General features: G+C 60.6%; 25 protein-coding genes. 15 read left to right on the forward strand and 10 right to left on the reverse strand.

Going from position 1 to position 26,440, the window contains the following annotated elements:
• Positions 1-13: 13 nt before the first annotated feature.
• The 7 genes from Q0106_RS07100 (at position 14) to Q0106_RS07130 (ending at position 5,306) form a co-directional block, all read left to right on the forward strand.
• Positions 14-589 carry a class I SAM-dependent methyltransferase gene (locus Q0106_RS07100; RefSeq protein ID WP_297610827.1) on the forward strand — a complete coding sequence of 192 codons (576 nt, stop codon included), beginning with the start codon at positions 14-16 and terminating at the stop codon, positions 587-589.
• A 190-nt stretch (positions 590-779) separates the two neighbouring features.
• Positions 780-1,946, forward strand: coding sequence for an outer membrane protein assembly factor BamC (gene bamC / locus Q0106_RS07105; RefSeq protein ID WP_297610829.1), 1,167 nt, complete (start codon positions 780-782; stop codon positions 1,944-1,946).
• Between the two features lie 18 nt (positions 1,947-1,964).
• The gene (locus tag Q0106_RS07110; protein ID WP_297610832.1) at positions 1,965-2,291 is read left to right on the forward strand and encodes an SHOCT domain-containing protein; all 327 of its coding nucleotides are present in this window, start codon (positions 1,965-1,967) and stop codon (positions 2,289-2,291) included.
• A gap of 57 nt (positions 2,292-2,348) precedes the next feature.
• Complete coding sequence (locus Q0106_RS07115; RefSeq protein WP_297610835.1) at positions 2,349-2,747, forward strand: DUF805 domain-containing protein; 399 nt, start codon at positions 2,349-2,351, stop codon at positions 2,745-2,747.
• Entirely contained in the window at positions 2,744-3,394 is a 651-nt protein-coding gene (locus tag Q0106_RS07120) for a LysE family translocator (protein ID WP_297610837.1), read from the forward strand. Before Q0106_RS07115 ends, Q0106_RS07120 begins: the two co-directional genes overlap by 4 nt.
• Before the next feature lie 34 nt (positions 3,395-3,428).
• Complete coding sequence (locus Q0106_RS07125; protein WP_297610840.1) at positions 3,429-4,052, forward strand: hypothetical protein; 624 nt, start codon at positions 3,429-3,431, stop codon at positions 4,050-4,052.
• An 84-nt stretch (positions 4,053-4,136) separates the two neighbouring features.
• On the forward strand, positions 4,137-5,306 hold the full coding sequence (locus tag Q0106_RS07130; protein WP_297610843.1) for a M20 aminoacylase family protein: 1,170 nt from the start codon (positions 4,137-4,139) through the stop codon (positions 5,304-5,306).
• A gap of 91 nt (positions 5,307-5,397) precedes the next feature.
• Here the strand turns inward: Q0106_RS07130 and Q0106_RS07135 are convergent, their stop codons facing one another.
• The 4 genes from Q0106_RS07135 to gluQRS all read right to left on the reverse strand — a co-directional run bounded on the left by Q0106_RS07135 (position 5,398) and on the right by gluQRS (position 9,879).
• Positions 5,398-6,273 (reverse strand): pyridoxamine kinase, encoded by an 876-nt coding sequence (locus Q0106_RS07135; RefSeq protein ID WP_297610846.1) that lies wholly within the window; start codon positions 6,271-6,273, stop codon positions 5,398-5,400.
• A 173-nt stretch (positions 6,274-6,446) separates the two neighbouring features.
• On the reverse strand, positions 6,447-7,940 hold the full coding sequence (locus Q0106_RS07140; RefSeq protein WP_297610848.1) for an FAD-dependent oxidoreductase: 1,494 nt from the start codon (positions 7,938-7,940) through the stop codon (positions 6,447-6,449).
• A 156-nt stretch (positions 7,941-8,096) separates the two neighbouring features.
• Complete coding sequence (locus tag Q0106_RS07145) at positions 8,097-8,996, reverse strand: DMT family transporter (protein WP_297610850.1); 900 nt, start codon at positions 8,994-8,996, stop codon at positions 8,097-8,099.
• 28 nt (positions 8,997-9,024) lie between these two features.
• Entirely contained in the window at positions 9,025-9,879 is an 855-nt protein-coding gene (gluQRS, locus tag Q0106_RS07150) for a tRNA glutamyl-Q(34) synthetase GluQRS (protein WP_297610853.1), read from the reverse strand.
• 104 nt (positions 9,880-9,983) lie between these two features.
• On the opposite strand from gluQRS, the gene Q0106_RS07155 reads away from it, so the two are divergent.
• Positions 9,984-11,210, forward strand: coding sequence for a multidrug effflux MFS transporter (locus tag Q0106_RS07155; RefSeq protein WP_297610856.1), 1,227 nt, complete (start codon positions 9,984-9,986; stop codon positions 11,208-11,210).
• A gap of 137 nt (positions 11,211-11,347) precedes the next feature.
• Here the strand turns inward: Q0106_RS07155 and gsiB (Q0106_RS07160) are convergent, their stop codons facing one another.
• The 3 genes from gsiB (Q0106_RS07160) to Q0106_RS07170 form a co-directional block, all read right to left on the reverse strand.
• Positions 11,348-12,886: a glutathione ABC transporter substrate-binding protein GsiB gene (gene gsiB / locus Q0106_RS07160; protein ID WP_297610860.1), complete on the reverse strand. Its 1,539-nt coding sequence runs from the start codon at positions 12,884-12,886 to the stop codon at positions 11,348-11,350.
• A 212-nt stretch (positions 12,887-13,098) separates the two neighbouring features.
• A complete protein-coding gene (gsiB, locus tag Q0106_RS07165; protein ID WP_297610863.1) occupies positions 13,099-14,634 on the reverse strand; it encodes a glutathione ABC transporter substrate-binding protein GsiB in 1,536 nt (511 codons plus the stop codon).
• A gap of 194 nt (positions 14,635-14,828) precedes the next feature.
• Positions 14,829-15,983, reverse strand: a complete 1,155-nt coding sequence (locus Q0106_RS07170) for a M20/M25/M40 family metallo-hydrolase (protein ID WP_297610866.1) — start codon at positions 15,981-15,983, stop codon at positions 14,829-14,831.
• Positions 15,984-16,295: 312 nt separating this feature from the next.
• Between Q0106_RS07170 and Q0106_RS07175 the strand changes: the two genes are divergently transcribed.
• The gene (locus Q0106_RS07175; RefSeq protein ID WP_297610869.1) at positions 16,296-17,729 is read left to right on the forward strand and encodes an aldehyde dehydrogenase family protein; all 1,434 of its coding nucleotides are present in this window, start codon (positions 16,296-16,298) and stop codon (positions 17,727-17,729) included.
• 63 nt (positions 17,730-17,792) lie between these two features.
• A complete protein-coding gene (locus Q0106_RS07180) occupies positions 17,793-18,557 on the forward strand; it encodes a TSUP family transporter (protein ID WP_297610872.1) in 765 nt (254 codons plus the stop codon).
• Positions 18,558-18,582: 25 nt separating this feature from the next.
• Here Q0106_RS07180 and Q0106_RS07185 read toward each other — a convergent pair whose 3' ends face one another.
• Positions 18,583-19,164 carry a TetR family transcriptional regulator gene (locus Q0106_RS07185; RefSeq protein ID WP_297610875.1) on the reverse strand — a complete coding sequence of 194 codons (582 nt, stop codon included), beginning with the start codon at positions 19,162-19,164 and terminating at the stop codon, positions 18,583-18,585.
• A 138-nt stretch (positions 19,165-19,302) separates the two neighbouring features.
• On the opposite strand from Q0106_RS07185, the gene Q0106_RS07190 reads away from it, so the two are divergent.
• The gene (locus tag Q0106_RS07190) at positions 19,303-20,547 is read left to right on the forward strand and encodes an MFS transporter (protein ID WP_297610877.1); all 1,245 of its coding nucleotides are present in this window, start codon (positions 19,303-19,305) and stop codon (positions 20,545-20,547) included.
• A gap of 314 nt (positions 20,548-20,861) precedes the next feature.
• Here Q0106_RS07190 and Q0106_RS07195 read toward each other — a convergent pair whose 3' ends face one another.
• Together Q0106_RS07195 and Q0106_RS07200 are read right to left on the reverse strand one after the other, a co-directional pair.
• On the reverse strand, positions 20,862-21,194 hold the full coding sequence (locus Q0106_RS07195) for a cytochrome c3 family protein (RefSeq protein ID WP_152158675.1): 333 nt from the start codon (positions 21,192-21,194) through the stop codon (positions 20,862-20,864).
• Positions 21,195-21,298: 104 nt separating this feature from the next.
• On the reverse strand, positions 21,299-22,825 hold the full coding sequence (locus Q0106_RS07200; protein ID WP_297610879.1) for a flavocytochrome c: 1,527 nt from the start codon (positions 22,823-22,825) through the stop codon (positions 21,299-21,301).
• Between the two features lie 285 nt (positions 22,826-23,110).
• On the opposite strand from Q0106_RS07200, the gene Q0106_RS07205 reads away from it, so the two are divergent.
• Genes Q0106_RS07205 through Q0106_RS07220 form a run of 4 tightly spaced genes read left to right on the forward strand, consistent with a single transcriptional unit; the run spans position 23,111 to position 26,423 of the window.
• Positions 23,111-24,997: a PhnD/SsuA/transferrin family substrate-binding protein gene (locus Q0106_RS07205; protein ID WP_297610881.1), complete on the forward strand. Its 1,887-nt coding sequence runs from the start codon at positions 23,111-23,113 to the stop codon at positions 24,995-24,997.
• 15 nt (positions 24,998-25,012) lie between these two features.
• Entirely contained in the window at positions 25,013-25,534 is a 522-nt protein-coding gene (locus tag Q0106_RS07210; protein WP_297610883.1) for a response regulator transcription factor, read from the forward strand.
• Positions 25,465-25,647 carry a LuxR C-terminal-related transcriptional regulator gene (locus Q0106_RS07215; protein WP_297610885.1) on the forward strand — a complete coding sequence of 61 codons (183 nt, stop codon included), beginning with the start codon at positions 25,465-25,467 and terminating at the stop codon, positions 25,645-25,647. Before Q0106_RS07210 ends, Q0106_RS07215 begins: the two co-directional genes overlap by 70 nt.
• Positions 25,647-26,423 carry an FAD-dependent oxidoreductase gene (locus Q0106_RS07220; RefSeq protein WP_297610888.1) on the forward strand — a complete coding sequence of 259 codons (777 nt, stop codon included), beginning with the start codon at positions 25,647-25,649 and terminating at the stop codon, positions 26,421-26,423. The genes Q0106_RS07215 and Q0106_RS07220 overlap by 1 nt, the downstream gene beginning before the upstream one ends.
• The last annotated feature ends 17 nt before the right edge of the window (positions 26,424-26,440 follow it).

The raw sequence follows: 26,440 nt of genomic DNA on the forward strand, positions 1-26,440 counted from the left end.
GGAATCCTCAATCATGACGATCTGCAAGAACCCGAAGGAAAACTGCATGCGCTACCCGTCCGCCTGGGTGATGCGCTTTGCCGATGAGCTTCCCGCCCGCGCGAGAGTGCTTGATCTCGCCTGCGGCGAAGGCCGCCATACGGGGCTCTTTCTCATGAAGGGCTGCCGGGTGACGGCGGTCGACATTGATCTCTCTCATGTTGAAGCGCTCGCCGGCACGCCCGGTCTCACGCTCGAATGCCGGGATCTTGAAAACGAGCCCTGGCCTTATGGAGAGGATCAGTTCGACGCGATCGTCGTCACGAACTACCTCCACCGGCCTCATTTCCCGCACTACTATGCGTCGCTTGCGCCGGGCGGGCTCTTCATCATGGAGACCTTCACGGAAGTGAATACGCGCATCTGGGGGAGGCCGAGGAACCCGGACCACTATCTTCTCCCCGGCGAGCTTCTCAGGCTCGCGCCTTCCGGCGTTAGGATCGTCGCCTACGAGGAAGGGTTGACCGAGCTCGATTACGGCGTGGAGCGCATCGTCTGGATGAAGCCCGGACCGGTTGAAAAGCTTGCAGTTTCGCTCGGCGCCCGGTAGTGAAGGCTCTTCCTGAAACCTGCCGGTTTTGAGGATTAGCCGTAACAAATTGCACCACGGCGCTTTTGAATCTCCTCGGTGCCCCGCGGCTTTGATAAAATTTTTCGACTTTCAAGCGCCTTCGGGGTTTCTTTGCGGGAATTGTCCGAAGGCAAAAACGATTTTTTTGGAATCCATTACAAGAATGTCCATGCGCGCGTTCCGCCTCGCCGCCGCTGCAGCGGCGATTGCCTCTCTTTCGGGCTGCACCTTCCTCGGCATTGACTTCAATGACGACAAGGTTCAGTACGAGTCCTCCAACTCGCGTGCGAATCTCGAAATTCCGCCCGATCTGACGCCGATTCAGAATGACAACCGCTTCCAGGTGCCTGCGCGTCCGGGCGTGGTAAGCGCGAACGCAGAGGCCGAGAAGGCCCGTCAGGCGGCGGATGCGAACGCGCCGACCGCTTCCAAGATTGTTCCGCTCACCGTCCGCGCGAAGGTGATGAAGGAAGGGAGCGACCGGTGGCTGCGCGTCAATGCCGCGCCCGAGCAGCTCTGGGCAGTGGTGCAGGACTTCTGGCCCTCCGTCGGTCTCGTGGTTCGCGAGCAGAATCCGAAGACGGGCTACATGGAAACCGAATGGGCTGAAAACAAAGCCAAGCTCCCGCAGGACATCATCCGCCGCACGATCGGCAAGGTGATCGACTTTGCATACTCCACGGGCGAGCAGGATCAGTACCGCACCCGCATGGAGCGCAACGACGACGGCACGACCGACATCTACATCTCGCACCGCTCGATGGTTGAGGTGGTGACGGGCGCCGATAAGGAAAGCACCGTCTGGCAGCCGGGTCCCACGGATCCGACGATGGAAGCGGAAATGCTTCAGCGCCTCGCGCTCCGCATTGATGCCGAATTCAATCCCGATGCCTCTGCTGAGGCTGAGGCCGAAGCTCAGAAGGAGCTCGCTCAGCAGTTCAAGGTTGAGCCCGCCGCTACCCGCGCCCGCATCGAGAACGGTGCTGACGGCAAGGCTGCCGCTGTGGTTCTGACGGACAATTTCGACCAGGCCTGGCGCCGCATGGGCCTCGTGCTTGACCGCATGGGCTTCGAGCAGGTCGACCGCGACCGCACTGCCGGCTGGTTCCTCGTCCGCTACCTCGATCCGGCTTATGAAGCCGCTCAGAAGGAAAAGCGCGGGTTCTTCACGAACCTCTTCAGCTCCGACGCCGTCATTGCCGCGCCCAACTACCGCATTCACCTTTCGGGCGAAGGCGCTGAGACGCGCGTGACCGTTCAGGGTCCGGACGGCGGCGAGGATACGACGGGCGTTGCGCCCAACATCCTCGGCCTTCTCGCCGAGCAGCTCCGCTAAGAGAGGAGGAGTTCCGCCATGGCTTCCTTCATGACGAAGGTGCTCAATACCTTCGGCCTCCATACCGAGGCGGAACTCAATGAAGCCCGGGCGGCAGCCCGGGCCGAGGGGGCTCCCGGGACGGCGTCCGGAGAATCCGCCAGGGAAGCTCCGGGGCCGCTCTCAGACACATCCCCCTGCGGCCTCATCTACCGGCAGGCCGCCATCGACATACCGCAGCTTTCCTGTGCGCTTCAGACTCAGGTAAAGGCTCAGGCGATTGAGAAAATCCGCCGTCTTCTTGCAAAAGAGAAAATCACCGCAGAGGAATTCGAACTCTGGAAGCGTCGGATTCTGATGCTCTGAGGGAGCGTGCCTCAGATGGACCGTTGCGCAGTATTTGATCGAGCGGGTTCCGGCCTGATGCCGGCAGTGTCCGCGTTTGCCTGGCTGGGGCTCTTTTTTCTGCGCGTCTTCAATCCCCAGGTTCGCGCCGACCGCACTGCCTTTGCCCGGGGCCTCATCATCTGGGCGTCCCTGGGGGCGGCAGCCTGGCTGCTGATGGATCCCATAGCGGACGCCGAGTGGATCTCGGACAAGGCGCTTCTGCGCATTGCCATGGTCTACAGCTGGGCTTCCGGATTCTGGTACTTTGCGCTCTTTGTTCTGACGGCTAGGCGCTGCCACGACTGCGGAATTTCGGGCGGCTGGGCGCTTCTTGTCGGCATTCCGCTCGTTAATCTTCTCGTGCTCGCTGCCGGACTCTTCTTCCCGGGAGCGAGGGATGCCGAACTTGTCTGGAAGAAGGATTTTTCGCTGTGATCAACTGGAACGATTACCTGCTCTTCATCCCGGCGGTGGTTGTGATTACGCTCCTTCCCGGGCCGGACTTCGCCATTACGGTAAGAACGACCCTCGTGCACGGACGACGGGCCGGCATTCTCTGCCTTCTCGGCGTCAATCTGGGCGTGGCGGTCCATACCACCGCCGCGATTCTCGGCATCTCCGCGCTCATCATGGGAAGTGAGGAGCTCTTCAACATTCTCAAGTGGGCGGGCGCCGTCTATCTTTTCTGGCTCGGCATCGGGGCGATTCGGGAGTCCTTTCAGAAGAAGCCTGAGGTTCCGAATGCGGCCGAAAAAATGGCTGCCGTTGAAGAATCGAGGAAGAACGGGCTTGCGGCCTTCAGAAGCGGCCTTTTCTGCAATCTCCTCAATCCGAAGGTTGTGGTCTTCGTCCTCACGTTCTTCCCGCAGTTCATCGATCCGAAGCTCCCCGCGGCGCCTCAGCTTGCGCTTCTGGGGCTCACGTGGTCGGTGCTCGGCATCCTCTGGCTCACGACCCTTGTTCTCCTGATGGAGAAAATCCGGCCGGTTTTCGAGCGTCCCTCATTCCGACGCTGGCTCAACCGCACGACAGGCGCCGTTCTCATTCTTTTCGGCATAAAGCTTGCGTTTGAGCGCAATTGATTTTCAACTCATTTTTAGTTCGCAATAGATTCATATGGCAGAAAGCATTCGCAAAGGCATGCTCGTTACGCTCTCGGTCCTGATGGCCGACATGACGGGCAAGACCCTTGAAGAAACGCCCCCGGAGGGGATTGTCTATCTCCACGGAAACGGCGATATTTTCCCGAAGCTTGAGGCGGCACTTGAAGGGCGCTTCGCCGGGGAAGGCTTTTCGATCCATCTTGAACCCGAGGATGCCTTCGGCGAATACGACGCGGAAGCGATCAAGCTGATTCCCGCAGAGAATTTCGCGCATCCGGAGATTCTTGAACCCGGAGCAGTCGTTGATGAAGTGCCGGGGGAAGTCCCCGACGGACGCACGTGGCGCGTGACGGATATCGCTGAAGGCATGGTGGTGCTTGAAGCCAATCACCCGCTTGCCGGCATCGGCCTGCAGTTCGCCGTCAAGGTCCTCGATGTTCATGAGCCGACGGAGTCGGAGCTCGAGGCAATGGAAGACGACGGTACGGAATCGCTCGTGCCGCCCTTCCTCAAAATTGCCGACCGGATCGTGAGCGAAGACGACGAGGACGATACGCCCTACGAGTCGGCAGGCGCAGAGGAGCCCGACGACTCCTCGATGGCAAGGCTCGCAAGGCCTCCGCGCATCGTTCGCTGAGCGTCCTTAAAGACCCAAATTTTCCATTGCCCGGGAGCCGGATCAAGTCCCCCGGGCATTTCTCCAAGAAGGGAATACACAGAAATGTCAGTGCTTGAGGAACTTCGTTCGCACGAAGCGGAATATGCAAAGTGGCGTCACGAGTTTCACCGCCATCCTGAACTCGGTCTCGAGGAGGTCTGGACCTCCGGCGTCGTCGCTGAAAAGCTCAAAAGCTGGGGCATTGAGGTGACGGAACATGTCGGCCGCACGGGCGTTGTCGGCGTGATTCACGGGAATCTCGGTCCCGGGCGCACGATTGCGCTCAGAAGCGATATGGATGCGCTCTCGATGCCTGAGGAAGGAAGCTGCGAATGGAAGTCCCAGAATCAGGGCAAGATGCACGGCTGCGGCCATGACGGCCATATGACGATGCTTCTTGCGGCTGCCCAGTACCTCTCTCAGCACCGCGACTTCAAGGGCACGGTCGTCCTTATCTTCCAACCGGGCGAGGAAGGCGCGGGCGGCGCGCTTGAGATGATGAAGGACGGACTCTTCAAGCGCTTCCCCTGCGATGAAATCTACGGCATGCACAACTGGACCGACGTCCCCGTGGGCCAGGTCCGCTGCCGCCACGGTGCCACGATGGCGGGTCAGGACTTCTTCAGCATTCACCTGAAGGGCAGAGGCTCGCACGCGTCTGCCCCTCATCTTTCCGCCGATCCGGTTCTCGCGGCGTCGCTTCTTGTGACGGCGCTCCAGCAGATCGCTTCGAGAAACATTGCGCCGCTTGACCCGGCAGTGATTTCGGTAACGAAGATCCATACGGGGTCCGCATTCAACGTCATTCCGGAAACGGCGGAAATCGGCGGCTGCACGCGCTTCTTCTCGAATGAAACGGGCGAACTTCTGAGAAAGCGCATCCGTGAAGTGGCTGAACACATTGCCATCTCCTGCGGCGTCACAGCCAAAGTGGAGTTTGATCCGATTGCGGCAGTCCTCATGAGCGACCCGAAGCTTTCGGACGCCTATCTCGCTGCTGCGCGCGAGGTCGTGGGCGACGCCAACGCTGATTTTGCGGAGCTTCCGCAGATGGCGAGCGAAGACTTCTCCTACCTCTCTCAGGAGGTTCCCGGCGCTTACTGCTTCCTGGGCGGCCAGGCGCCCTACGGAGCGAAGAATCTGCACAATCCGTGCTTTGACTTCGACGACCGCGTGCTCGCAACGGGGGCGGCCATCTGGGTGACGATCGCGAGAAATCGTCTTGCCGCCTGATTGCACTTCATAGAAGTCTGAGTCTCGGGCCTCATGCGGCTTCCGCTTCTGCGGGCGGGTGCTGCATGAGGCTTTTTTTTTCGTGCTTTCTTCAGACAAGCTCGTAAGTGGCCGATTGAATCGGGAGCGACAGGTTCTGAAGCACGCGCTCGAGCAGAATCCCCTCGCGGTTGTCGGTCTGGTAGCCGAAGGTGGCGCGGATTCCCTGCAGGATGAACTGCGCCGCTCGATCAAGCGCAATGGGGAGACTGTCCCCCTGAAGGAGGCTTCCCGTGATGACGCTCGTGAAGGCGTCGCCCGTGCCGGGATAGTGGGCCGGGAGGTAGGGACAGGTGACTTTCCAGGTGCGGCCGTCCGTGCGGCTCCGGGCAATGACCGATGTGAGATTGGGCTTTCCCTGCACCGGAACGCCGGTGATGATGACGGTGTCGGGGCCGGAGTTCGTGAGTTCCGTGATGGCGGCCTTCAACTCGTCGTCAGTGCATTCCGGGCGGAAAGGTTCGCCTAAGAGCGCGAAGAGTTCGGTGAGGTTGGGCGTGAGGACGTCGGCGCGGGCGGCGAGCGTTCGCATCTCGCTCACCATCTCATCAGTAATTTTGTTGTAGAGCCGGCCGTTGTCTCCAAGCACGGGATCCACAACGACGAGCGTATCGGTCGTCCTGAAGCGTTCGATGAAGTCGGCGACGATCCTGATCTGGCGAGGAGATCCGAGGTATCCGGTATAGATGGCTTCAAAGTCGACGCCGAGCTTTTCCCAGTGATCAATGATCGCCGGCATTTCGTCCGTGAGATCAAGAAACGTAAAGTTCTCGTACTGCGTGTGGTTCGAGAGGATTGCCGTCGGAAGCGGGCACACGTCGAAGCCCATCGTGGAAAGAATCGGTATGACGACGGTGAGGGAGACGCGGCCGACGCCTGAGAGATCGTGGACGGCGGCAATGCGGCGTACGCTGCGCGAGAATTTCATTGTGAGGATTAGAAGAAAACGGCAAACGAAAGGTTGATTGCCAAATGGTGCCACATCAGGTTCGACTGTGTAGATCAGTCGGACTTGAAGGATCAACCGCTTAAAAATAAACCGGGCAGAGAGTCATGATGCACTCTCTGCCCGGTTCGTTAAAGAATGATAAAGACTGCGGATCAGCGCTCAGCTGCTGCGTTCTTGCCGGCAATTCGTCCAGACGTGTAGGCAATGCCGAGACCGGTGCCTGAGGTGTAGACGCGGTTGTAGTAGGGGCGGTTGATGACTTCGCCGCCCGCGTAGAGCCCCTTGATCACGGAACCGTCGTCGCGCAGGACCTGGAACTTCTCGTTCACCTTGACGCCGCCCATGGTGCCGCCCGTCTGCGGGACAACGCGGACCGCATAGAAGGGTGCTTTCTCGAATGCCTTCAGGAACTTGGCGGGTTTGCCGAACGCTTTGTCGTCGCCCGTGCGCGAAGCCTCGTTGTAGGCAGTCATGGTGTGCTTAAGCGCGTCAGCCGGAACGCCCATATTCTTTGCGAGCTCTTCCCAGGTGCTGCCCTTAACGGAGATGCTGGGATCGTTGAACGCTTCGAGCGCCTTCGTCTTTTCAGGATCACTGCTGTCGACGATCGCCCAGACCGCCTTCTGCATCGCCACCGGATCAGTCAGATAAGGGAGATCTTCATTGACGAAGCGAACGCCCTTTTCGTTCACGAAGACGCGGTCCTTGTATTTGTCCTTCGACGTAAAGCTCTTCGAAAGTCCGGGCTTCGTGCCGTTGACGTAGAGACCGATCACCCAGGCGTCCTTGAATTCTTCAGCGCCCGCTTCAATTGCCATGCGGATGCCGTCGCCGGTTGCTCCGGGGGTCGCGACAGAAATATCAGTGTAGGGCGCGAAGTCCGGAACGAGGCGTTCCATCATTTCCTTGTTGTGGGCGAAGCCGCCGGTGGCAAGCACCACCGCCTTGCCGCTGATTTCATAGCGGTGCGCCTTGTCGTGCGCCAGAACTCCCTTAACTGAACCATCCTCTGCGACGATCAGCTTGTCGGCAGGGGTCCCAGTGCGCACGGGCACGCCCATCTTGTCGAGATAGGTCTTGATGTTCTTGATGACGAATCGTCCGCCGGCGGGCGAAGAGCCGCGGCCGGAAGCCGGGACGGGAGATTCAGCGGGCGCGTGCGCGTAGTCAGGGCCGCCGTAGCCGAAGGGACGGGGCTTGGCGAAGGTGTGTCCCACAACGTCCTCGAGCCAGTTGACGGTCGTGGTGAATTCCTTTGCCATGCGGCGGACGGCGGCTTCATCCGGATAACCCTTGGCGCCCCCTTTGTAGGAGCGCTTCTGGTCATTGAGCCAGATCTCAATGAAGCCTTCAGTCGTCGTGTCTTTTTCGCCCGCCCGCTTCTGGGCGTTGGAGTCGCCCGCAGCAATGGCGCCGCCAGCAAGTGCGGAGCTGCCGCCGATAATGCCGAGTTTTTCCAGGACGATCACTTTAGCGCCGTTCTCCGCTGCGGAAGCCGCGGCCGCCATGCCGGTGCCGCCCGCGCCAACCACAATGACGTCGGCAGAAAGCTTTTCGAGCGGAAGCGTTGCCGGATCTGTTCCGGCCTGAGCGCAGAGGGCGGTCAGGAAAGCTGCGGCTGCAGCTGCGGTACGCTTGACAAGCATTGGGGTCTCCTTTTGGTCGGGTAAAGCCTTCACTCTATCCGCGCAAACCTCGAATAGCCATCGGGACTTTTCCTCTGCTGAATGCGAGTCTGAAGTCGAGCAGGAGCACCAAAATCTGCTTCAGAAGTAAAGTATTAGGAAAATCAAATGGATGATTCAGCGTTTGGATGGGCTTATGACAGACTGCGAGGGTGCTCTCTTCTCAGCTTGAATACGCAATACCGAAGCCGTCATCCCGGCGAGCGTCACAATCGCCATGCCGAGAAGCGAGATGAAGTCGAGGGACTCGCCGAAGAAGATGAGTCCGAAGATCACGGCGAACGGGATGCCCGCAAACTGGTAGACGGAATTGAGAAGCGGATGACCGTAGGTCCATCCGATCGTGAGGCAGAGCTGCGCGCAGGTGGCTGCGGCGCCGATCCCGATGATGAGAAGAATTCCTTGAAGGGTATGAGGCGAAAAGCCCGTGACCGCAGAGGCAATGAGTCCAGCGAGCGTTCCCGTGAGGGTGAAGTAGAAGACGATGCGCTCGGGAGGTTCGGCATGCCGGGAGAGATCCCGGATCATGAAGTCCGCGCCCCCGCCCGTGAGTCCGACCAGCACGCCCGCAAGCGCGCCGATGAGCTCCTCCTCCGGAAAGTCCGGCCTCAGAATGAGCAGCACGCCGCCGAAGCCGACGGCAACGGCGAGAAGCAGAGGCTTCTCAAGCTTTTGCCGCGCGAAGGCTGCCGAGATTGAAAGAAAGAGGCAGAACCAGAGGGGCGACGAGTAGGTAAAGGTCTGAGCGGTGCCGAGCGGCAGAACGGAAAGCGTATAGACCCCGAGCGTGATGCAGGTCGTGCCGATCGCGCACCGGATGAGGTGCCGCCAGGGATGCGAGGTTTCAAGCGAAATATGCTTCTCTTTCAGAATGAAGCCGCAGAGCGCCACCCCGAAGATGCTCCGGTAGAAGATGATCTCCCAGACGGAATAAAAGTCCGACGCCATCTTGACGAGCAGCGCGACGACGGCAAAGAGGAATGTCGCGAGGAGCATCCAGAGAGACTGGCGGACCATTGGGAAGTTCTCCTTCAGAAGAGTGCGATCATCGGCACCAGCGTTCCGTCCAAAGGGGGAGCGCAGCGCGCAGATAGCCTTGAGGATTGTCGGCGCCGATCGCGGGAAGTCCGAGATGGCGGCCTGCGGCTTCGAGCGCCTCGAGCGGGCGCGACACGTCTACCGGAGTGGCGCCCGCCTGCTTTGAGAGCTTTTCTCCCTCGTCATTGAGAACCAGGGGAATGTGCATGTAGCGGTTAGGCGTCCCTCCGAGCGCGCGCGTGAGGAGAATCTGGCGCGGCGTGTTGTCGACGAGGTCGGCCCCGCGAACGATGTCGGTGACGCCTGAGAAAATATCGTCCGTCACGACGGCAAGCTGATAGGCCCATAGTCCGTCGGCGCGCTTCAGAATGAAGTCCCCGACTTCATGCTCGACATCCTGCGAGAAGTCTCCGAGACGCCGGTCATGGAAGGAAAAAATACCGGATGGCACGCGGAATCTGATCGCCCGGACGGGCTTCCCGTGAGTGCCCTTCCTGCAGGTTCCCGGATAGACCCCCTTGGGAAGTCCGAGGCGGAGGTCTTCAGCAAAGATTTCCTTTCTCGAGCAGGCGCAGCCGTAGATGAGCCCCTTTTCTGCAAGGCGTCTCAACGCCTCTTCATAGGCGGGATAACGGTCGTGCTGCCAGAGAACGGGCTCGTCCGACTCCATCCCGAAGCGCTTCAGATCTTCAATGAAGCTTTCTCCCGCACCGGGGATGTCCCTCGGGGGATCAATATCCTCAATGCGCAGGAGCCACGTTCCCTCATGCGCGCGCGCATCGAGCCAGCTCGCGAGCGCTGCGGCGAGGCTTCCGGCATGAAGCCTGCCGGTGGGTGAGGGAGCAAAGCGACCGCGATACATGGGTTTTCAGCCTTCTGAACTAATGACTGCCTATGGAAGTGCAGGCAAAATTTTAGGATGCGCCGGCGAATCTTTCCCGCCCGGCCTCATGCATTCCTTTCCCCATGACCTCTTCAGCTCAGAAGAATCCCCCGAAGCTCTCGGACGGCATTCTGCTCGCCGCCGTTGCAACGCTCGGTCCCTTTGCCGCCAACACCTACGTTCCGGCCTTCGGGGATATCGAGCGCGACTTCGGCGTATCCGCCATCGCGGTGCAGCAGTCGCTCTCGCTTTACCTTCTTGCCTTTGCCTGCGCGTCGCTTCTCATCGGCGCGCTCTCGGACGCCTTCGGCCGCCGCCGGGTGCTGATTGCCGCCACGATCATCTTTGCGCTCGCCTCCATCGGGTGCATGTTTTCGAATTCGATTGAGGTGCTCTACGGCTGGCGCTTTCTGATGGGGCTCTGCGCTTCCGCGGGTCCGGTGATTTGTCAGGCGATCGTGCGCGACCGCTGGCAGGGCGTGGAAGCTGCAAAGATCCTCGCCCTCATAGCGATTCTCTTCGGGGTCGGCCCCTGCATGGCGCCGATTGTCGGGGGCGAACTCACCGTTCTTTTCGGCTGGCGCTTCGTTTTCGCGTTTCTCGCGTTCTTCGGCGCGCTCCTCGCCCTCATTGTGATGATCTTCCTCAGGGAAACTTTGCCGGAAGACCGCCGCACCTCCTTCCGTCCGGCCACCACACTCATGAACTACGGGAAGGTTCTCCGCAACCCTGCATTTGTTGCGGGCGTTCTTGCCCACGGCTTCTGCTTCATGGGACTCATCGTCTATTCAGCGGGCGCCGCCGACTTCGTGATCCACGTGATGAAGCTTCGGGTTGATCAGTTCGGGCTCCTCATGGTGCCCCTGGTCGGGGTCTCGATGCTGGGCGCCTGGATGGGACCTTCCCTCATGGAAAAGCTCGGGACGAGGAAGCTTATTTTCGGCGGCATTGCGTTGCTGATTTTCTCCGGACTCGCGGGCGCCCTGGTGGAATGGGTTCACCCCCTCGCTTTCCCGCTTCTCCTTCTTCCGCCGCTTCTCTACAACCTCGCGGCGGCCGCGATTAGGCCGGCGATCAACGTGATGAATCTCGACTACTTCCCGAAGAACCGCGGACTCGCCGCCTCCGTGCAGCAGTTTTCGCTCACGGGCGCATTCGGGATTTCGTCCGCCCTTCTGGTGCCTCTCGTGATGGGCGAAGCCTGGAAGTACTGCCTCGTCATGCTTTTCTCGAGCGTCGTCATGCTTTTCCTCTGGCTCATTGTAGAAAAGAAGCGGGACGCGTATCTCCCGCCGGCGGCGAAGGCGTGATTGCCTGCTGCAAAAAATCCCTGCTGCCCTGGATGAACCGCATCGCATAAGCGATGGGCAAAAATGAAAGAGGCGGTCCCTGCATCGTTTTGCAGGGACCGCCTCTTAATTTGGTCAGAGAGGAATTTTCCCGGGAATTACTTCAGCTCAGCCTCAAGGTAGTCGAAGCCCGCGTCGAGCTGCACGTAAAAGCCCGTGAGGCCCTTCACCTTTGCGGAGACATTCTTTTCGGCAACGAGCGGGATCCAGGGCATTTCGTCCCAGACGGCCTTCTGAGCGGCATCGTAGAGCTCGGTCTTCTTTGCGCGGTCCGTGGTGCGAAGCGCCTCCGCGAAGTTTTTGTCGAGCACCGCGTTCGAATAGAAGCCGTAGTTCCCGGCGACCGGCGCCCAGGATTCGGTGGCCAGAAGCGGACGCACGGCCCAGTCGAGTTCGCCCGTGGACGAGGACCAGCCCGTGTAGAGCATGTTGAGCTTTGCTTCCTCGGGCTTCTTCAAGAGATAGGTCGTTCTCTGGCCCGATTCCATCGCCATGATGGAAACCTTGACGCCCACCTGCGCGAACTGCTGCTGCAGGAACTGGATCACCTTTTGCGCAGTCGTATGGTTGTAGAGCGACCAGAGAGTGGCGGTAAAGCCGTTCGGGTATCCCGCTTCCTTCAGAAGTTCGCGCGCCTTCCTGGGATCATAGGGAATGGCTTCAAACTGCTTCGCGTAGTCAACGCCCTCGGGCGCAAGGCCCGTCGCAGGGACCGCAAAGCCGTTGAAGGCCACCTTGCAGAGCGCCTGCTTGTTGACGGCGTAGTTGAGCGCCATGCGCACCTTCGGGTTGTCGAAAGGCTTCATCTTGGTATTGAAGGCGATGTAGCGCTCGATGATCGAGGGGGAGACGGTGACGTCGATCCCGGGTTCGCCCTCAAGGGACTTCACCTGCTCCGGAGGAACGGGGAAGATGAACTGCGCTTCGCCCGTGCGCAGCATCGCCACGCGGGTGGAATTCTCCGGGACGGGCTTGAAGGTGATGCCGTCAAGCTTCGGAAGCCCCTTCTGCCAGTAGTTGGGGTTCTTCACAACGTGAAGGATTTCCGACGGGTTGTATTCCTTCACGGTATAGGGGCCGGTGCCGCAGGGATGGAAGGCGATCTGCTTTCCCGGATAAGCGGCAAGCGCCTTCGGGCAGATCATGACGCCGGCCGGATGGGCGAGCTGGTTGATGAAGGCGGAGAAGGGTTTTTTAAGCGTGATTCTCGCGGTGTACGGATCGACAACTTCGGTTTTCGCGATGTTGTTGTAGAGGGAGTAGCGGCGAAGCGCATTCTCCTTATTCGTCACGCGATCGAAATTTGCCTTCACGGCATCGGCCTGAAATTCCGTGCCGTCGTGGAACATGACGCCTTTTCTGAGATGGATCGTGTAGACGAGGCCGTCCGCGCTCACGTCATAGCTTTCGGCGAGGACGTTTCGGATCTTCATGTCCTTGTCGAGACCGAAGAGGCCTTCGTACATGGATTTGGCGGCGGTCTGCGAGAGCGTGTCGCCCGCATCGTACGGATCCATCGTCGTGAAGGTTGAGGCGATGCCGACCGTGATTTCCTTCGCGGAGAGTGCAGAGCTCGCGCCCGCGGTCATGATGCCGGCGAGGGCAAGTGCGAGAAGAGAGGCGTGCATGGTTTTCATTTCTTTGGTCCCGTTTGTATGCTTCTGAGGGAACCGGATGACTGCAGATCCCGAGGGGAGGACCTGGCCGGGTCTCCGGCTTTTTTTGTTCATTCCTTAAGATTTATAAGCAAACCCGGTGCCAGAAAAGAAAGGCGGCAGACTTTTGAGAAGTCTGCCGCCGCCGGGTTCCTCATCGCCCTCATGAAGGGCGGCGTCGGAAGGAATGCCGGTTACTTGAATTCAATCTGTGAATATTCAAACCCGGCATCGGGCTGGATGTAGAAGCCCGAAAGTCCCTTCACGTGAGCGGAAACGTTCTGCTCGGTGACGAGGTAGATCCACGGGCAGTCGTTCCAGGTCGCCTTCTGAGCGACGGAGTAGAAGGCCTGCTTCTTTGCCTTGTCGGTCGTGAGAAGCGCATCGCGGAAGTTGTCGTCGAGCGTCTTGTTCGAGTAGTAGCCGAAGTTGCTCGCGACCGGCGCCCAGGAGTCGGTGCCGAGAAGCGGACGAATGGCCCAGTCGAGTTCGCCCGTGGACGAGGACCAGCCGGCATAGACCATGTTGAGCTGGGATTCCTCGGGCTTCTTCAGCAGATAAGCGGTTCGCTGACCCGCTTCCATGGCCATCACGGAAACCTTGACGCCCACCTGAGCGAACTGCTGCTGCAGGAACTGAATGACCTTCTGCGCGGTCGTATGGTTGTAGAGCGACCAGAGCGTGGCCGAGAAGCCGTTCGGGTAGCCCGCTTCCTTCAGAAGCTCGCGGGCCTTCTTCGGGTCATAGGGCCAGGCGCCGTATTCGTCGGCGAATTCAACGCCCTTCGGGGCAATGCCCTTCGTCGGGTCGGCAAGGCCGTTGAAGGCGACCTTGGCGAGCGCTTGCTTGTTGACGGCATAGTTGAGGGCCTGACGGACCTTCAGGTTGTCGAAGGGCTTCTTCGTCATGTTGAAGGCAACGTAGCGCTCGATGATCGAAGGCTCCTTCGTGACGACAAGGTTCTTTTCGCCCTCAAGAATCTTCACCTGTTCCGGCGGAACGGGGAAGATGTAGTGAGCTTCGCCCGTGCGCAGCATCGCGACGCGGGTGGAATTTTCAGGAACGGGCTTGAAGGTGAGGCCGTCAACCTTGGGGAGACCCTTCTGCCAGTAGTTGGGGTTTTTGACGACGTGGAGGATTTCAGACGGGTTGTACTTGTCGAGAACGAAGGGACCCGTGCCGCACGGATGGAAGGCGAGTTCCTTGCCCGGATACTTCTGAATGGCGCTCGGGCAGATCATGGCGCCCGATGCGTGAGCAAGCTGGTTGATGAAGGCCGAGAAGGGCTTGTGGAGCGTAAAGCGGACCGTGTAGGGGTCGACGACTTCCGTCTTCGCAATGTTGTAGTAGAGCGTATAGCGGCGAAGGGCGTTCGCTTTATTCGTCACGCGGTCGAAGTTCGCCTTCACGGCGTCGGCCTGGAATTCCGTGCCGTCGTGGAATTTGATGCCTTTTTTGAGCGTGACGGTGTAGACGAGCCCGTCGTCGCTCACCTTGTAGCCTTCAGCGAGGACGTTCTGAAGCTTCATGTCCTTGTCGAAGCCGAAAAGGCCTTCATACATGGACTTCGCGGCGCTGTAGGAAAGCGTGTCGCTTGCATCATAGGGGTCCATCGTCGTGAAGGTGGAGGCAACGGCAATGGTCACTTCCTTCGCAGCGGCGGGCTGGGCGGCAAGACCGGCGAGCACGCCCGAGAGGGCAAGCGCCATGGCGGCATGAGCAAATTTCATTTTTTAACTCCGGAACGGGTCTCCGTTCATGAAAGAATGCGCCGGCTTGAATGGGAAAAGGCGCCGGTTCGTGCTTAAAGACTGAGCAAATAACGTGCCAGCAGAGGAACTCTCTGAAAGAAATCGAATGGACCGGACGCGCGCTCCCGGCGCAGAAGTGACGCACCAAATCGAGGCGCGGGAGCGCACAAAAGTCAGGCGCAGTGCGCCATAACGGCTCGGTAGATTGCCTCAGCTGCCTTTTCGATGTGCCAGACCGGCGAGGATTCCTGCGGCGTATGGGCGAGCTTTCCTTCGCCGGGGCCGAAATAGAAGGCCGGAATCCCAAAAGCGTGCATGTAGCCGCCTTCGCCCCAGCCCGACATCGGGGTCACCTCGACCTTGTGTCCGAGAGAGGCCTCAATGGCAGAAATTGCCTTCTGCGCGACAGGGTTTTCAAGGGACGAGGAAAGCGCGGGCCAGTCGCCCGTGATCGTGGTTGAAACCTCGACGGGCGGGAAGTCCGGATCTTTTCTGAGTTCTTCGACGACGCGCAGGATTCTTTCCTCCTGGATCCTGCCGCATTCCTCGCCCTGGTAGCGGAAGTCGATCGTGACGGAGCAGCTTGCAGGCACCACATTGGGCGCGGCGCCCCCTGAAACCATGTCGATCGAGGTGGTCTGCGGGCCGATCCCGGGGCCTTCCTTCTGCATTTCAGGAAGGCGCTTTCTCGCGCGGACGATGAAGAGTGCGGCGGCCTCAATGGCGTTGACGCCGAGATGCGGGCGCGATGAGTGAGCGCTCCGGCCCTTGAAGTCGACCCGCACCCAGGCGTCGCCGCGGTGTTCGTTTCGGATCGTGAGTTCGGTGGGTTCGGCAATGATCGCGAGATCCGGACGCGGAGCGCCCGGTTCCTCGAGCGCGGCCTTGACGCCCTTCACGTCCGTCTCCTCATCGGTGGAGAGAATGAGCCAGAGGCTTCCCTTCAGATCCTTTTTGGACGCTTCGCAGAAGGCGGCGATTGCGGCGGCCGCTCCGCCCTTCATGTCGGTCGAGCCGCGCCCGAGGAGGCGTCCGTCCCTGATTTCCCCCGACCATGGGTCGGTCATGCCGGCAGGCGGCACGACGTCGATGTGGCCTGAAAGCATGAGGGAGGGCGCATCGGGAGCGTCCGAACCGCAGTGCGCAAGGAGCACCGGAGCGCCGGTCGACTGAGCGGCGATGCGGGAGGTCGAGCGGCTGTAGCGGCTGAGGATCTCTTCGACCGCCCTGATCACGTCGTGCGTGGCGGGGGTCCCCGAAACGGAAGGCACGCGCACGAGCGTCTGCGCGAATTCAACGGCGCGGGAAAGAACGTTCTCTTGAGTCATGTGGAAGGTTCCAAAAAATGAAAAGGGAGGTTCCTTCAAGCCTAACCGAAGACTTTCGCGTCTTCCCTCTGCAGAACGGCGTAGCTTCTTCGGTCTTTTGTCAGAGAAGCGCCGCAAAAAGCCGGAGCGGTGCGGGCTCCCCGGGAATCTTGATAGGAAGTTGAGGTTTTCATGATTTTTTCGTCGAAGCATTTCCCGGTTCACGAAAGTAAACTTCGCCGGGTAACCGTTCCGCGGGATGCCTGAAGCGAAGACCCTTTTCCTTCCGGGCTCCCGAGAGTCACAAGAAGCGAGAAAAGGCAGAAAGAAGTCATGCGCGAATTTTTCGAATGCCAGCTGATCGACGGAGAATGGGTGAAGTCTTCGGGCGAAGCCTTCATTCCGGTTGAAAATCCTGCCGACCGTTCGACAATTGCACGCGTTCCGGACGGAACGGCCGAAGACGTCGATCGTGCGGTGAGAGCTGCGCGAAAGGCTTTTCCGGCATGGTCGAAAACGACGCTTGAAGCGCGCATTCGCCTGATGGAGCGGATGCTTGAAATCTTCCGCGGCATGACCGAAGAGATCGTTGCCCTCGAAATCGCCGAACTCGGCGCTCCGGCCGCCTTTGCGAGAAAGAAGCACTGCGACTACCAGATGCGCCGCACCGCAGCCTTCATTGACGCCGCGCGGAAAATGAAGCTCGAGGAGCACTTCCCGGCATCTCTCGTGACGCGGGAGCCCGTGGGGGTTGTTGCGGCCATCACGCCCTGGAACTATCCCCTCGGGCAGATCATTCAGAAGGCAGTGCCCGCCATACTGATGGGCTGCACGGTGGCCCTGAAGCCGAGCGAACTGACGCCCCTTACGGCGACGCTTCTCGCCGAAGCCTTCCGCGAGGCGGGACTTCCTCCGGGGGTCTTCAACCTCGTTCAGGGGAGAGGCGAAACCGTGGGCGAGGCGCTGGTGGCGCATCCCGGGGTGGACATGGTGTCCTTTACGGGTTCGACCGGGGTGGGCCGCCGGATCGGCTCGATTGCATCTGGGGATTTGAAGCGCATTGCGCTCGAGCTTGGCGGCAAATCGCCCTGCGTGTGGCTTCGCGGCATGTCCGACTACAGGCCGGCCGCGAAGAAGCTCTTCGACTCGCTGCTTCTTAATGCCGGACAGACCTGCACGGCGCTCTCAAGGCTTCTCGTTCCGGAGGAAATGCTCGGGGAAACGAAGGCGCTTCTCACTGAAGCGCTCAAGGATTATCCCGTCGGCGACCCGCAGGTGCTCTCGACCCGCGTGGGACCGGTTGTATCTCTCAATCAATTCCGGCGCGTGAAGAGCTATATCGAAGCGGGACTGGCTGAAGGCGCTGAAATGATTGCGGGAGAGGTGCCGAAGGACCCCGGAGAAAAGGAAGGCTACTTCATCAGGCCGGTCGTTTTCGTCAAAGTGAGGCCGGAGATGAAGATCGCTCAGGAAGAGATTTTCGGGCCGGTTCTTTCCGTTCTCACCTACCGTACGCTCGACGAAGCCGAGGAAATCGCCAACGGCACGCCCTACGGACTTTGCGGTGCCGTATTCGGACCAAAGCAAGAAGCGCTCGATTTTGCCCGCAGGATCCGGAGCGGAAACGTGTACATTAACGATGCCGCGCGCGACCTCGCCGCTCCTTTCGGAGGTTTCGGGGCGAGCGGCATCGGCCGCGAGGGCGGAATCTACGGGCTCGAGGAATTTACCGAGCTTAAGGCCGTCTTCGAACACTCCACGTTTTAACCTGCTCTGAAGACGGCGCTCCACTTTTTCCTTTTGAGCGGCTCCGCCTCGGCTCAAGGCAAAATGGAATTCGATTTTCTCACGACGCTCCTCATCGTCTGTCCGGTCGTCTTTCTAGGCGGCCTCGTCGACGCCATCGCCGGCGGAGGCGGCCTCATCACGCTCCCGGCATTCCTTATTGCAGGCGTTCCCGCGCACATGGCATTGGGGAGCAATAAGCTGGCGAGCATGATCGGGACGAGCGTTTCAACGTTCCGTCTCTGGCGGGCCGGGTTCCTCAAGGTGCGCGAAGCGCTTCCCGCCGTCTTCTGCGCCTTCATCGGGAGCGCTGTCGGCGCGCGGATCGCGCTTCTCGTGCCCGAAGAGGTCTTTCGCTACATCCTCATCGTGCTCCTCCCTTTTGCCGCCATCGTCGTCTTCAGAAAGTCGGCGATTCCCTCCGAGGGCGAGGAGATGGATAAAAGCAAGCGCCTCGCCATCGTGGGGGGCATGTCGCTTCTCTGCGGCGCCTACGACGGCTTCTACGGGCCGGGCGCGGGCACCTTCATGCTCCTTTCATACACGATCCTCGCGCGCATGGGCGTGCGGGAGGCCTCGGGCCAGATGAAGGCCGTGAACCTCTCGAGCAACCTGGCTGCCTTTGCGACCTTCGCGCTTTCGGGCGAGGTGATCTGGGCTTTGGGCCTCATTGCCGGGTGCTTTTCCATCGCCGGGCATTACATCGGAGCGGGGCTGGTGTTGAAGAACGGCACGAAGATCGTGCGCCCCATCATCGCGGTCGTTCTTTCGATTCTCTTCGTCAAGACCGCCTGGGAGCTTCTCGTCTGAATTTGCTCTCAGGGCTGAGAAACGATCAGATGCCGGCGAGCCGGCGGATCACCTCAAGGTACTCCTCGCGCTTTGGCGGATGCTTGTCGTACGCGCGGTGAATGCAGGCGCCGTCGATGAGGGCATCGAGAATGCTCGCCACGTGCTTCGGGAAGAAGCGCATGAGTTCGCGGCGGACTTTTTCGTGAAATTCCGAGACGAGGGGCTTCACGGCATCATTTCTTGCCGCATAGGCATAGAGCTCGTACGTGAGAAGAAGGAGGCGCTTGTCTACCGGCCAGCAGAGGTAGTCGGAGAGCACTTCGAGCGCTTCCTCTCTGCTTCCCGCCGCCTCGAGCCTTGGGAACGTAATGACTGAGAGCTCTTCAATGAAGCTCTGCATGGCTTCGTAAAGAAGCTCCTCCCGGCCCCTGAAATGGTAGGTCATGGAGCCCAACGGAACGTCGGCTTCCTTCGCGACGAGACGGATCGACGCGCCTTCGACGCCGTGACGGGCAATCACCTCGAGCGCAGATTGAATGATGCGGCGGCGCCTCTCCGGGTCGTAGCGGCGGGCGGCGCGTTCAGACACTTTGGCGGCCTGGTCGGATTGAGATGCGTCGGGCATAAGGGAAGAGCGCTTCGGAAAGGAATGGACGAAAGAAATTTACCGATAGTGTACGCTCGTGCATATCGAGAAGAAAACCTGTAGAATGCGCTTCGCTTTAGGTACGTACGTACATATTTAAATTCAGGAGGACAACGCATGTTCCGAAAAGCAGCAAAAGGATCCTTCGGATCCTTCAGTGCGCGCGAAGCGCTCTTTGCCGCCTTCTTTGCGGGCGGCTTTCTGATGGCAACCTGGATCACGCGGACGCCCGCGATCCGCGAGGGGCTCGGGCTCTCGATTGCAGAAATGGGCCTCGTTTTTCTCGGGCTTTCGCTCGGCTCCATTCCGTCCCTCATCTTTGCGCCGGTTCTGATTCATCGGGCGGGAGCGCGCGTAATGACGCTTCTCGGGGAAGTCCTCATGCTTCTGGGCGTCTTTTTTGCGGCGCTCCCGCTGGCTCTCCCCATGCCGCTCCCGGGAGGCGTCGTCACGGCATTCGGTCTCGGACTCGTGGGGTTCGGCTCCGTATTCCTCGACATTGCGATGAATGTCGCGGCGGGCGTCATTGAAGCGCGGCGCGGGAAGCCGGTTCTTACGACGCTTCATGCGTGCTTCAGTCTCGGCGAAGCTGTCGGCGCCTTTTTCGGCTTCGGCTGCGTCTATCTCGCGGTTTCGCCGATGACGCACTTCCTCATGGCTCTCGGCCTGATGGCGCTGGTTTTCCTTCTCTCCACGCTGCGGCTTGGCGAAGTCGAGGCGCTCGTTCGGGCGTCGGGCGAAGAAGCGCAGAAAAAGACTGGCGCCGCGAAGCCGAAGCTTAGAATCACGGGGGGCCTCATCACCGCCGTCATCGTGGTCTTCGTGGTCGCGCTCTGCGAAGGCACGGCAAACGACTGGCTCCCGATACTGCTTCGCGAATCGATGAACGCGTCGACGAGCTTTGCGGCGCTCGCCTTTGCGGTCTTTGCGTCGGGCCTTGCCGTCGTGCGCTTCTCCGGCACTTTCTGGCTCAGGCGCTTCGGGAAAAGGCGCGTTCTCATGGGGAGCGCTCTTCTGGCGCTTATCGGACTCACCGTCATTATTTTCTTTAAGGCCCCGCTCTTCGTCATGCTGGGCGTCGTCTTCTGGGCCGCAGGCGCGGCGCTCGGCTTCCCCGTTGCGCTCTCAGCCGGTGCCGCAATGGGCGAGGGGGACCCTGCAGCCCGGATGAGCCTTCTTTCGAGCGCGGGGTACGGCGCTTTTCTCGCGGGACCCCCGACCCTCGGCTTCATCGGCGAGGGAATGGGGCTCTCGGCTTCATTCGGATTGGTCGCGCTTCTCATGCTGCTTCCTGTGCTTCTTGCGAGGCGCATGACGCCGGCTGAAGGCGAGGTGGCCCGCCGGGTGCTCGAACGCGAATAAAGCATTCAGGAAGGACGGCTCTCTCTGAGCCGTCCTTTAAAATGCTTTATTGAAATAATAAAAATGTTATGCTAAATTTTAAGTCAGGGAAAAGCCGTCAGAGAGATGCGCTCAAGGTTAAGACCGGATCCCGGACTCCGATCTAAGCTCGGCCTCCGCCCGGGGCGCATTTTGGCCGCCGAAACGCATGAATTCCGGAAGGCTTTCGGAGTCGGGTTCATGACGCCGGCGGTCCGGCATTTCCCGGGAAAGGAAAGCCCGGGTGCGCTATCCGGCGCATCCGGGCTCTTTCTTGAAACAGCTGCGCCTCAAGGTTAAGGCACCTTGAAGTCGAAGCTGTGGCACTGAGCGCAGTAGTTTTCGCTCGGTTCATGGCCCACGTGGCAGTTGACGCAGTCGAGCTTCGCGCCGTAGTGAGGCGACGTGTGCGGGTTGGTGGGCTTCACGTTCTTGGTCGACTCGACGAGCTTGTCGGTCGGGTGGCAGCCCGTGCAGGTTTCCGTCGTCGGCATTGTGTCGGGCGTCTTGTGACAGGTCGTGCACGGAAGCTTCAGCGTTTCCGTGTGATAGTCCGCAAAGCCCTTGGCGTCGGCTGCGAAGGGAAGCGCAGCCAATGCCATCGCAAGAAGAATCAGGGTCTTTTTCATTTGAAAAAGGGGCGGAGAGGTTCATTGGCCTTCCGCCCCGGCGGGGAAATTCGCTTTATTCCCGCCCGGGGGCTGTCGCCCAAGGGCGGGAATAAGAGGCTTCATCAGGCCTTGGCGGCTTCCTTGCCGGCGATGCGGCCGTTCACGAGGCAGTCGAGAATGGCGCAGGAGCCGAGGCGCACGGCGCCGTGCACGCCGCCAGTCGCTTCACCAGCGGCATAGAGGCCCGGAACGGGCTTGCCATCGGAAATGTCGATCACCTGGCACTTGAGGTTGGTGACGAGGCCGCCCATGCAGTGATGAACCTTCGGGCTCATTTCGCTTGCATACCACGGGCCTTCCGTAAGCGGAACCTGCTCGTTGTTGATGTAGCGGCCGAATTCCGGATCATTCTTCGCCTTCACGGCCTTGTTGAAGTCTTCAACCGTCTTCGCGAGCACGTCGGCAGGCATCTTGTAGTCGGCGGCGATGTCGGCGAGGGACTTGTATTCCTTTACGATGCCTTGCTCAAGGAGCTTCGCGAGCATGCCCGGACGAGCGTCCTCAAAGGCCTTGGTGTTGGCCTTCGTGCAGATCGAAACGGCGCGGAAGCCGTTCGTCTGCTCGACCATGATGGCGTCTGCGCGGACCTTGCGGTTGGCGAGTTCGTTGACGAAGCGCTTGCCGGAAGTCGAAACCCAGAGGCCGTATTCAGCAGCAGCGGACTGCGAGAAGGTCCAGCCGATGCCCATGCCCTTTTCCTTGGGGTTGTTCCACGGCGTGCACTGAATCCAGTCGTTCTGAATCTGAGCGCAGCCGATGCGGCTTGTTTCACGCCAGAGTTCCGAAGTGGCGCCCGGCTGGTTCGTGCTGTCGAGCTTCGAGGTGAGCTTCGGATCCTGCATCATGCGGTATTCGACGTCGCGCGAGAAGCCGCCGTAGCAGAGGACGACCGCCTTCGTGGCGCGGATGAACCTGGTCTTGCCGGAGTCGGCCTTCGGGAAGCGGTAGCCTTCCTGAACCTCAGCGCCGAGAACGCGGCCCGAGGCGTCGCGGAAGAGGTGCTTCACATAGACGCGGGTGCGGACCTTGACGCCGAGCTTTTCGAGGTATTCGAGCTCCTTCGAGACAATGCCCGAGCCCGAACCATTCTTCGTGAAGACGTAGCGCGGAACGCTGTGGCCGCCTTCCTGGCCGATCGCGTCCTGGTTGTATTCGACGCCGAGTTCCTTCACGGTCCATTCGTAGTTGGAGAGCGCGGAGTTGGCGACGAGCTTCACCTTTTCGGGCTCGTTCAGATAGAGGCCGGCAACGAGCATGTCGTGCGCGAGGAGCTCAGGCGAATCCTTAATGCCGTGTTTGAGCTGCTGGGGGCACCCGGTAGCCGTCAGAATGCCGCCGTTGATGATGGAGTTGCCGCCGGGCATGGCCATCTTTTCGAGAACCTCGACCTTGGCGCCCGCCTTCTTCGCCTCAATGGCGGCGGCAAGACCTGCAAAGCCCGAACCGATCACGAGAACCTCGGTCGTTTCGTCCCACTTCTTCGGGAGCGCAACGGCGCCGGCGGCGTGAGCCGCTTCAGAGCCAAAGAGCGCGGCAGCGCCCATCGCGACGGAGCCCTTGAGGAGCGTGCGGCGATTCATTTCGGTCATTTTCTTTCTCTCCTTTAAAGAGATCGGCCGTCCTCCTTCGAGGAGGACAGCTCTTGATATCTGCTTCCGGAGGGATGTCCGCGCGATTCTGCATCACGCTTTCAATTCCCTCTGATCACGAAACGCATTCTGCGTCCGGGGACCTCCTAGGAGATTTGCTTAAGGTCGAAGAGAATCCACTTCGGTCCGCCCAGAGCTTTCTCAATGGAAAAAGAGATCTTCAAAAGACTGTGCCCGGGCGGCTAGACTTCCGTCATCATGCGGATGAGACCCAGACCTCTCAGGATGCTCGGCATCCTTTTTCTATCCATTTCTCTTTCTGTCGGCGCGGAAGGAACGCCTGCCGCGCTTCAGGACGGACCGGACGCCCTGAGCCGCGCCACGTTTTCTGCTCCGGAGGGGACAGCGCAGTCCGGGACGACGGAGCATCCTGCCGGGGTTGAGGAGGTGCGCGTGGGATTTCTCGCCTATTCTCCGCCCTGGTACGACGGAGCCTTCGTCGATGAATCGATCCGCTACCTTGCCTGGCGGCTCCCCGAGTACCGCTTTTCCGTGCACTTTCTTTCGGCCGAAGCGCTTGAAAAGTCGGTCGCCGAAAAGAATGTCGACCTCGTGGTGGCGCCTGCCGCATTCCTTGCCTTCAGCGCTCCCAATTCGCTGCACGAACTCGCGAGCATTGTTTCGGATGCGGCGCCCGACTCGAGCCGGTCGCTCGGCGCCGCCCTCATCGTGCGGCGCGACCGGGAGGACCTGAAGACGCTCAGGGACCTCAGGGGGAAGCGCGTTGCGGCGGTCGTCGACGAGCCTTCGCCCGGCATTCTCGAAGTGAAGCGCGAGGTGGCGCGGCTAAATGCCGATCCGGATGATTTTTTCAGCAGCATTCAGACGGTGCCGAGGCTTCGCATGAAGGAAGTCCTCTCGCACGTTCTTTCGGGCCGAGCGGACGCGGGGATTCTTCGCGGGTGCTTCCTCGAAGATCTCTGGAAGGCCGGAAACCGCACCTTTGAAGCGGAAATCCGCGTGCTCGACGTGAAGCGCGGCGACGGTCTCGCCTGCCGGCATTCGACGGCGCTTTATCCGGGGTGGACCGTGGCCGCGTCGGAAAGGCTCTCCCAGGATGCCGCGCGCGCCGTGACGGCGGTGCTCCTCACCAAGCCTGCGAACGCCTGGGGACAGTACTGGACGGTCTCGACCAACACGTCAAGCTACACGGACCTGATGAAGACCCTCCGGATCGGCGCCTATGCGTATCTGCGCGAGTGGACGCTTTCGCGCGTCTGGGACGAGTACCGGCCCTTCATTCTTGTTGCCGTTGTTGCGCTTCTCGGTCTCCTCGCTCACAGCGCGATTCTCGAAATGCTCGTGAGACGAAGAACCGCGGAACTCGAGCGCGTCCATGCCGGACAGCAGGCGGCCGAGCGCCATGCCCGCGAGATGACCGAACGCCTCGACCAGCTTCAGCGCGCGGGGGCCGTCGGGCAGATTTCCTCCATCGTCGCGCATGAGATGAAGCAGCCTCTCGCCGTCATTCAGAACCTTTCGCGGGGAACCATCCGCATGATCGAGGATGAGCCCGAAACGCTCGACGGGGTCTCGAAGGCGGTTGAATCCATCAACGATGAGGCGGGGCGGGCTGCCGCCATTATCGACCGCGTGCGGACCTACAGTCAGGGCCGATCCGAACGCCGCGAGGTCGAGTTTTCCGACGCCCTTCACGATGCGGTGACGCAGTTCCGCGCCACCCGCCGCGGGCGTCTTGCGCGGATCGCGCTCGGCCGGATCGACCGGGGAGAGGTCTGGATCGATCCTCTCGACCTCGAGCTCATCATCATCAACCTTCTTGCAAACGCGGTCGATGCCGCAAAAAACGCTGAGGATCCGCGCGTATTCGTTGAGCTTATCCGCATTCCGGGAAGCCCCGCGTCTGAAGCGACGCTGGAGCTCCATGTCTCGGACAATGGTCCGAGGATTTCGGACGATGCCTTTGAAGCGCTCGGGAAGCGCCTTCTCAAGTCGACGAAGCCCGGAGGCCTCGGGCTCGGACTTTCCATCGTGCGCACGCTCGCTGAAAACTGCGTGGGCAGGCTCTCCTTCGAGCGCTCGGGCGGCGACGGCATCACGGCAGTTGTAGTGCTTCCGGTCATGCATTCGAAAGACGCAAAGAGGAGCTGATTGAGGAGAAAACCGATGAATGCTTTTCAAACCAACGAACCGCCTCTCATCCGCATCGTCGACGACGAGGAGCGGATGCGTGAATCGCTCGCCTTCATGCTGAGGCAGGAAGGATTCGAATGCGCGATGTATCCGAGCGCAGAGGCGTTCCTCCGGGAGGATTCGCCGTCGCGCCCCGGGTGTCTGCTCCTTGACGTTCAGATGGACGGCATGACGGGGCTTGAGCTCCAGGAGGAAATGAATCGCCGCGGGATGACCCTTCCGATTGTTTTCCTCTCCGCCCACGGAGACCTCGACATGGCGGTCGACACGATGCGGCGGGGAGCGGCCGCCTTCATTCAGAAGACGGCGGACCGCGCGCGCCTCATGGAAGCGATCGTGAGCGCGGTGGAGCGCTCGAGCCCCCGTCGAAGAACCCGGGCGAAGAAATCGCGCGCTGGCAGAGCCTCACGGACCGCGAGCGCGAGGTGGCTCAACTCATTGCCGAGGGGCTTCTCAACCGCGAGGTGGGCGAGCGCCTCGGGGGCATATCCGTGAAGACCGTGCAGGTGCATCGCGGAGAGGTCTGCAGAAAGCTCGGCGTCAAGGGCGCCTCCGGCATTGCTCAGGCCGTGAGGAGCGTGAAGCGCATCCTCAGGGAGGAAAAGTGATGCGCCGCAGAAGAATCCTTGCCGGGGCCTCGCTTTTCCCGTTCCTCGCCGCCGGGGAAGCAGGAGCAAGGCTCCCCGCTCCCGAAACCGGCTTCGGGAGCTTCCCGGAGAATTTTCCTGATCTTCCCGAAAGTGCTGCCGACGTCGTGATCGTGGGCTCGGGCGCCGCCGGCCTTGCCGCAGCCGTTGAAGCAAGAAAGGCAGGGAGGAGCGTCATCGTGCTCGAAAAGATGGGAAGCATCGGCGGCAATTCCGGCATTTCTCAGGGGCTCATGTCGGTCCCGGGGACGCCCGTGCAGGAGAAGCTCGGCATCGCCGATTCTACAGAGCGCTTTGCCGCCGACATGCTGAAGGAAAGCTACTGCGGACATCCGGGCCGCATCCGGCTCCTGGCGGAAAAGGCGCTTGAAACCTACGAATGGACCGAAGAGGAGTTGGGCGTCCGCTGGAAGCCCGATCATCTCGAAAAAGAGATCGAGGCGAGCGTCGCGAGAGCTGCCGTCATCGGGAGCGGAAGCGGCGCGGGACTCATCATTCCGCTCTACGAACGCGCGCGGGCGCTCGGCGCCCGGTTCGAGGTCGGGATGAAGGTCGAGCGCATCGTGACGAGCCCGAAGGGCGTCGTGCTCGGCGTCCTCGCAAGGAACGTCCGCTCGGGGGCCCTCATGCGCTGGCGCGCCCGATACGGCGTCGTTCTCGCGGCGGGGGGCTTCGGCGCCGACATCGACTTCAGGGAATTCGTGAATTCCCAGAAATCCGGTAACACCACCCCCTGAAGCTGCATGGCGACAAG

The organism is uncultured Sutterella sp., assembly GCF_937923675.1.
Lineage (GTDB): Bacteria > Pseudomonadota > Gammaproteobacteria > Burkholderiales > Burkholderiaceae_F > Sutterella.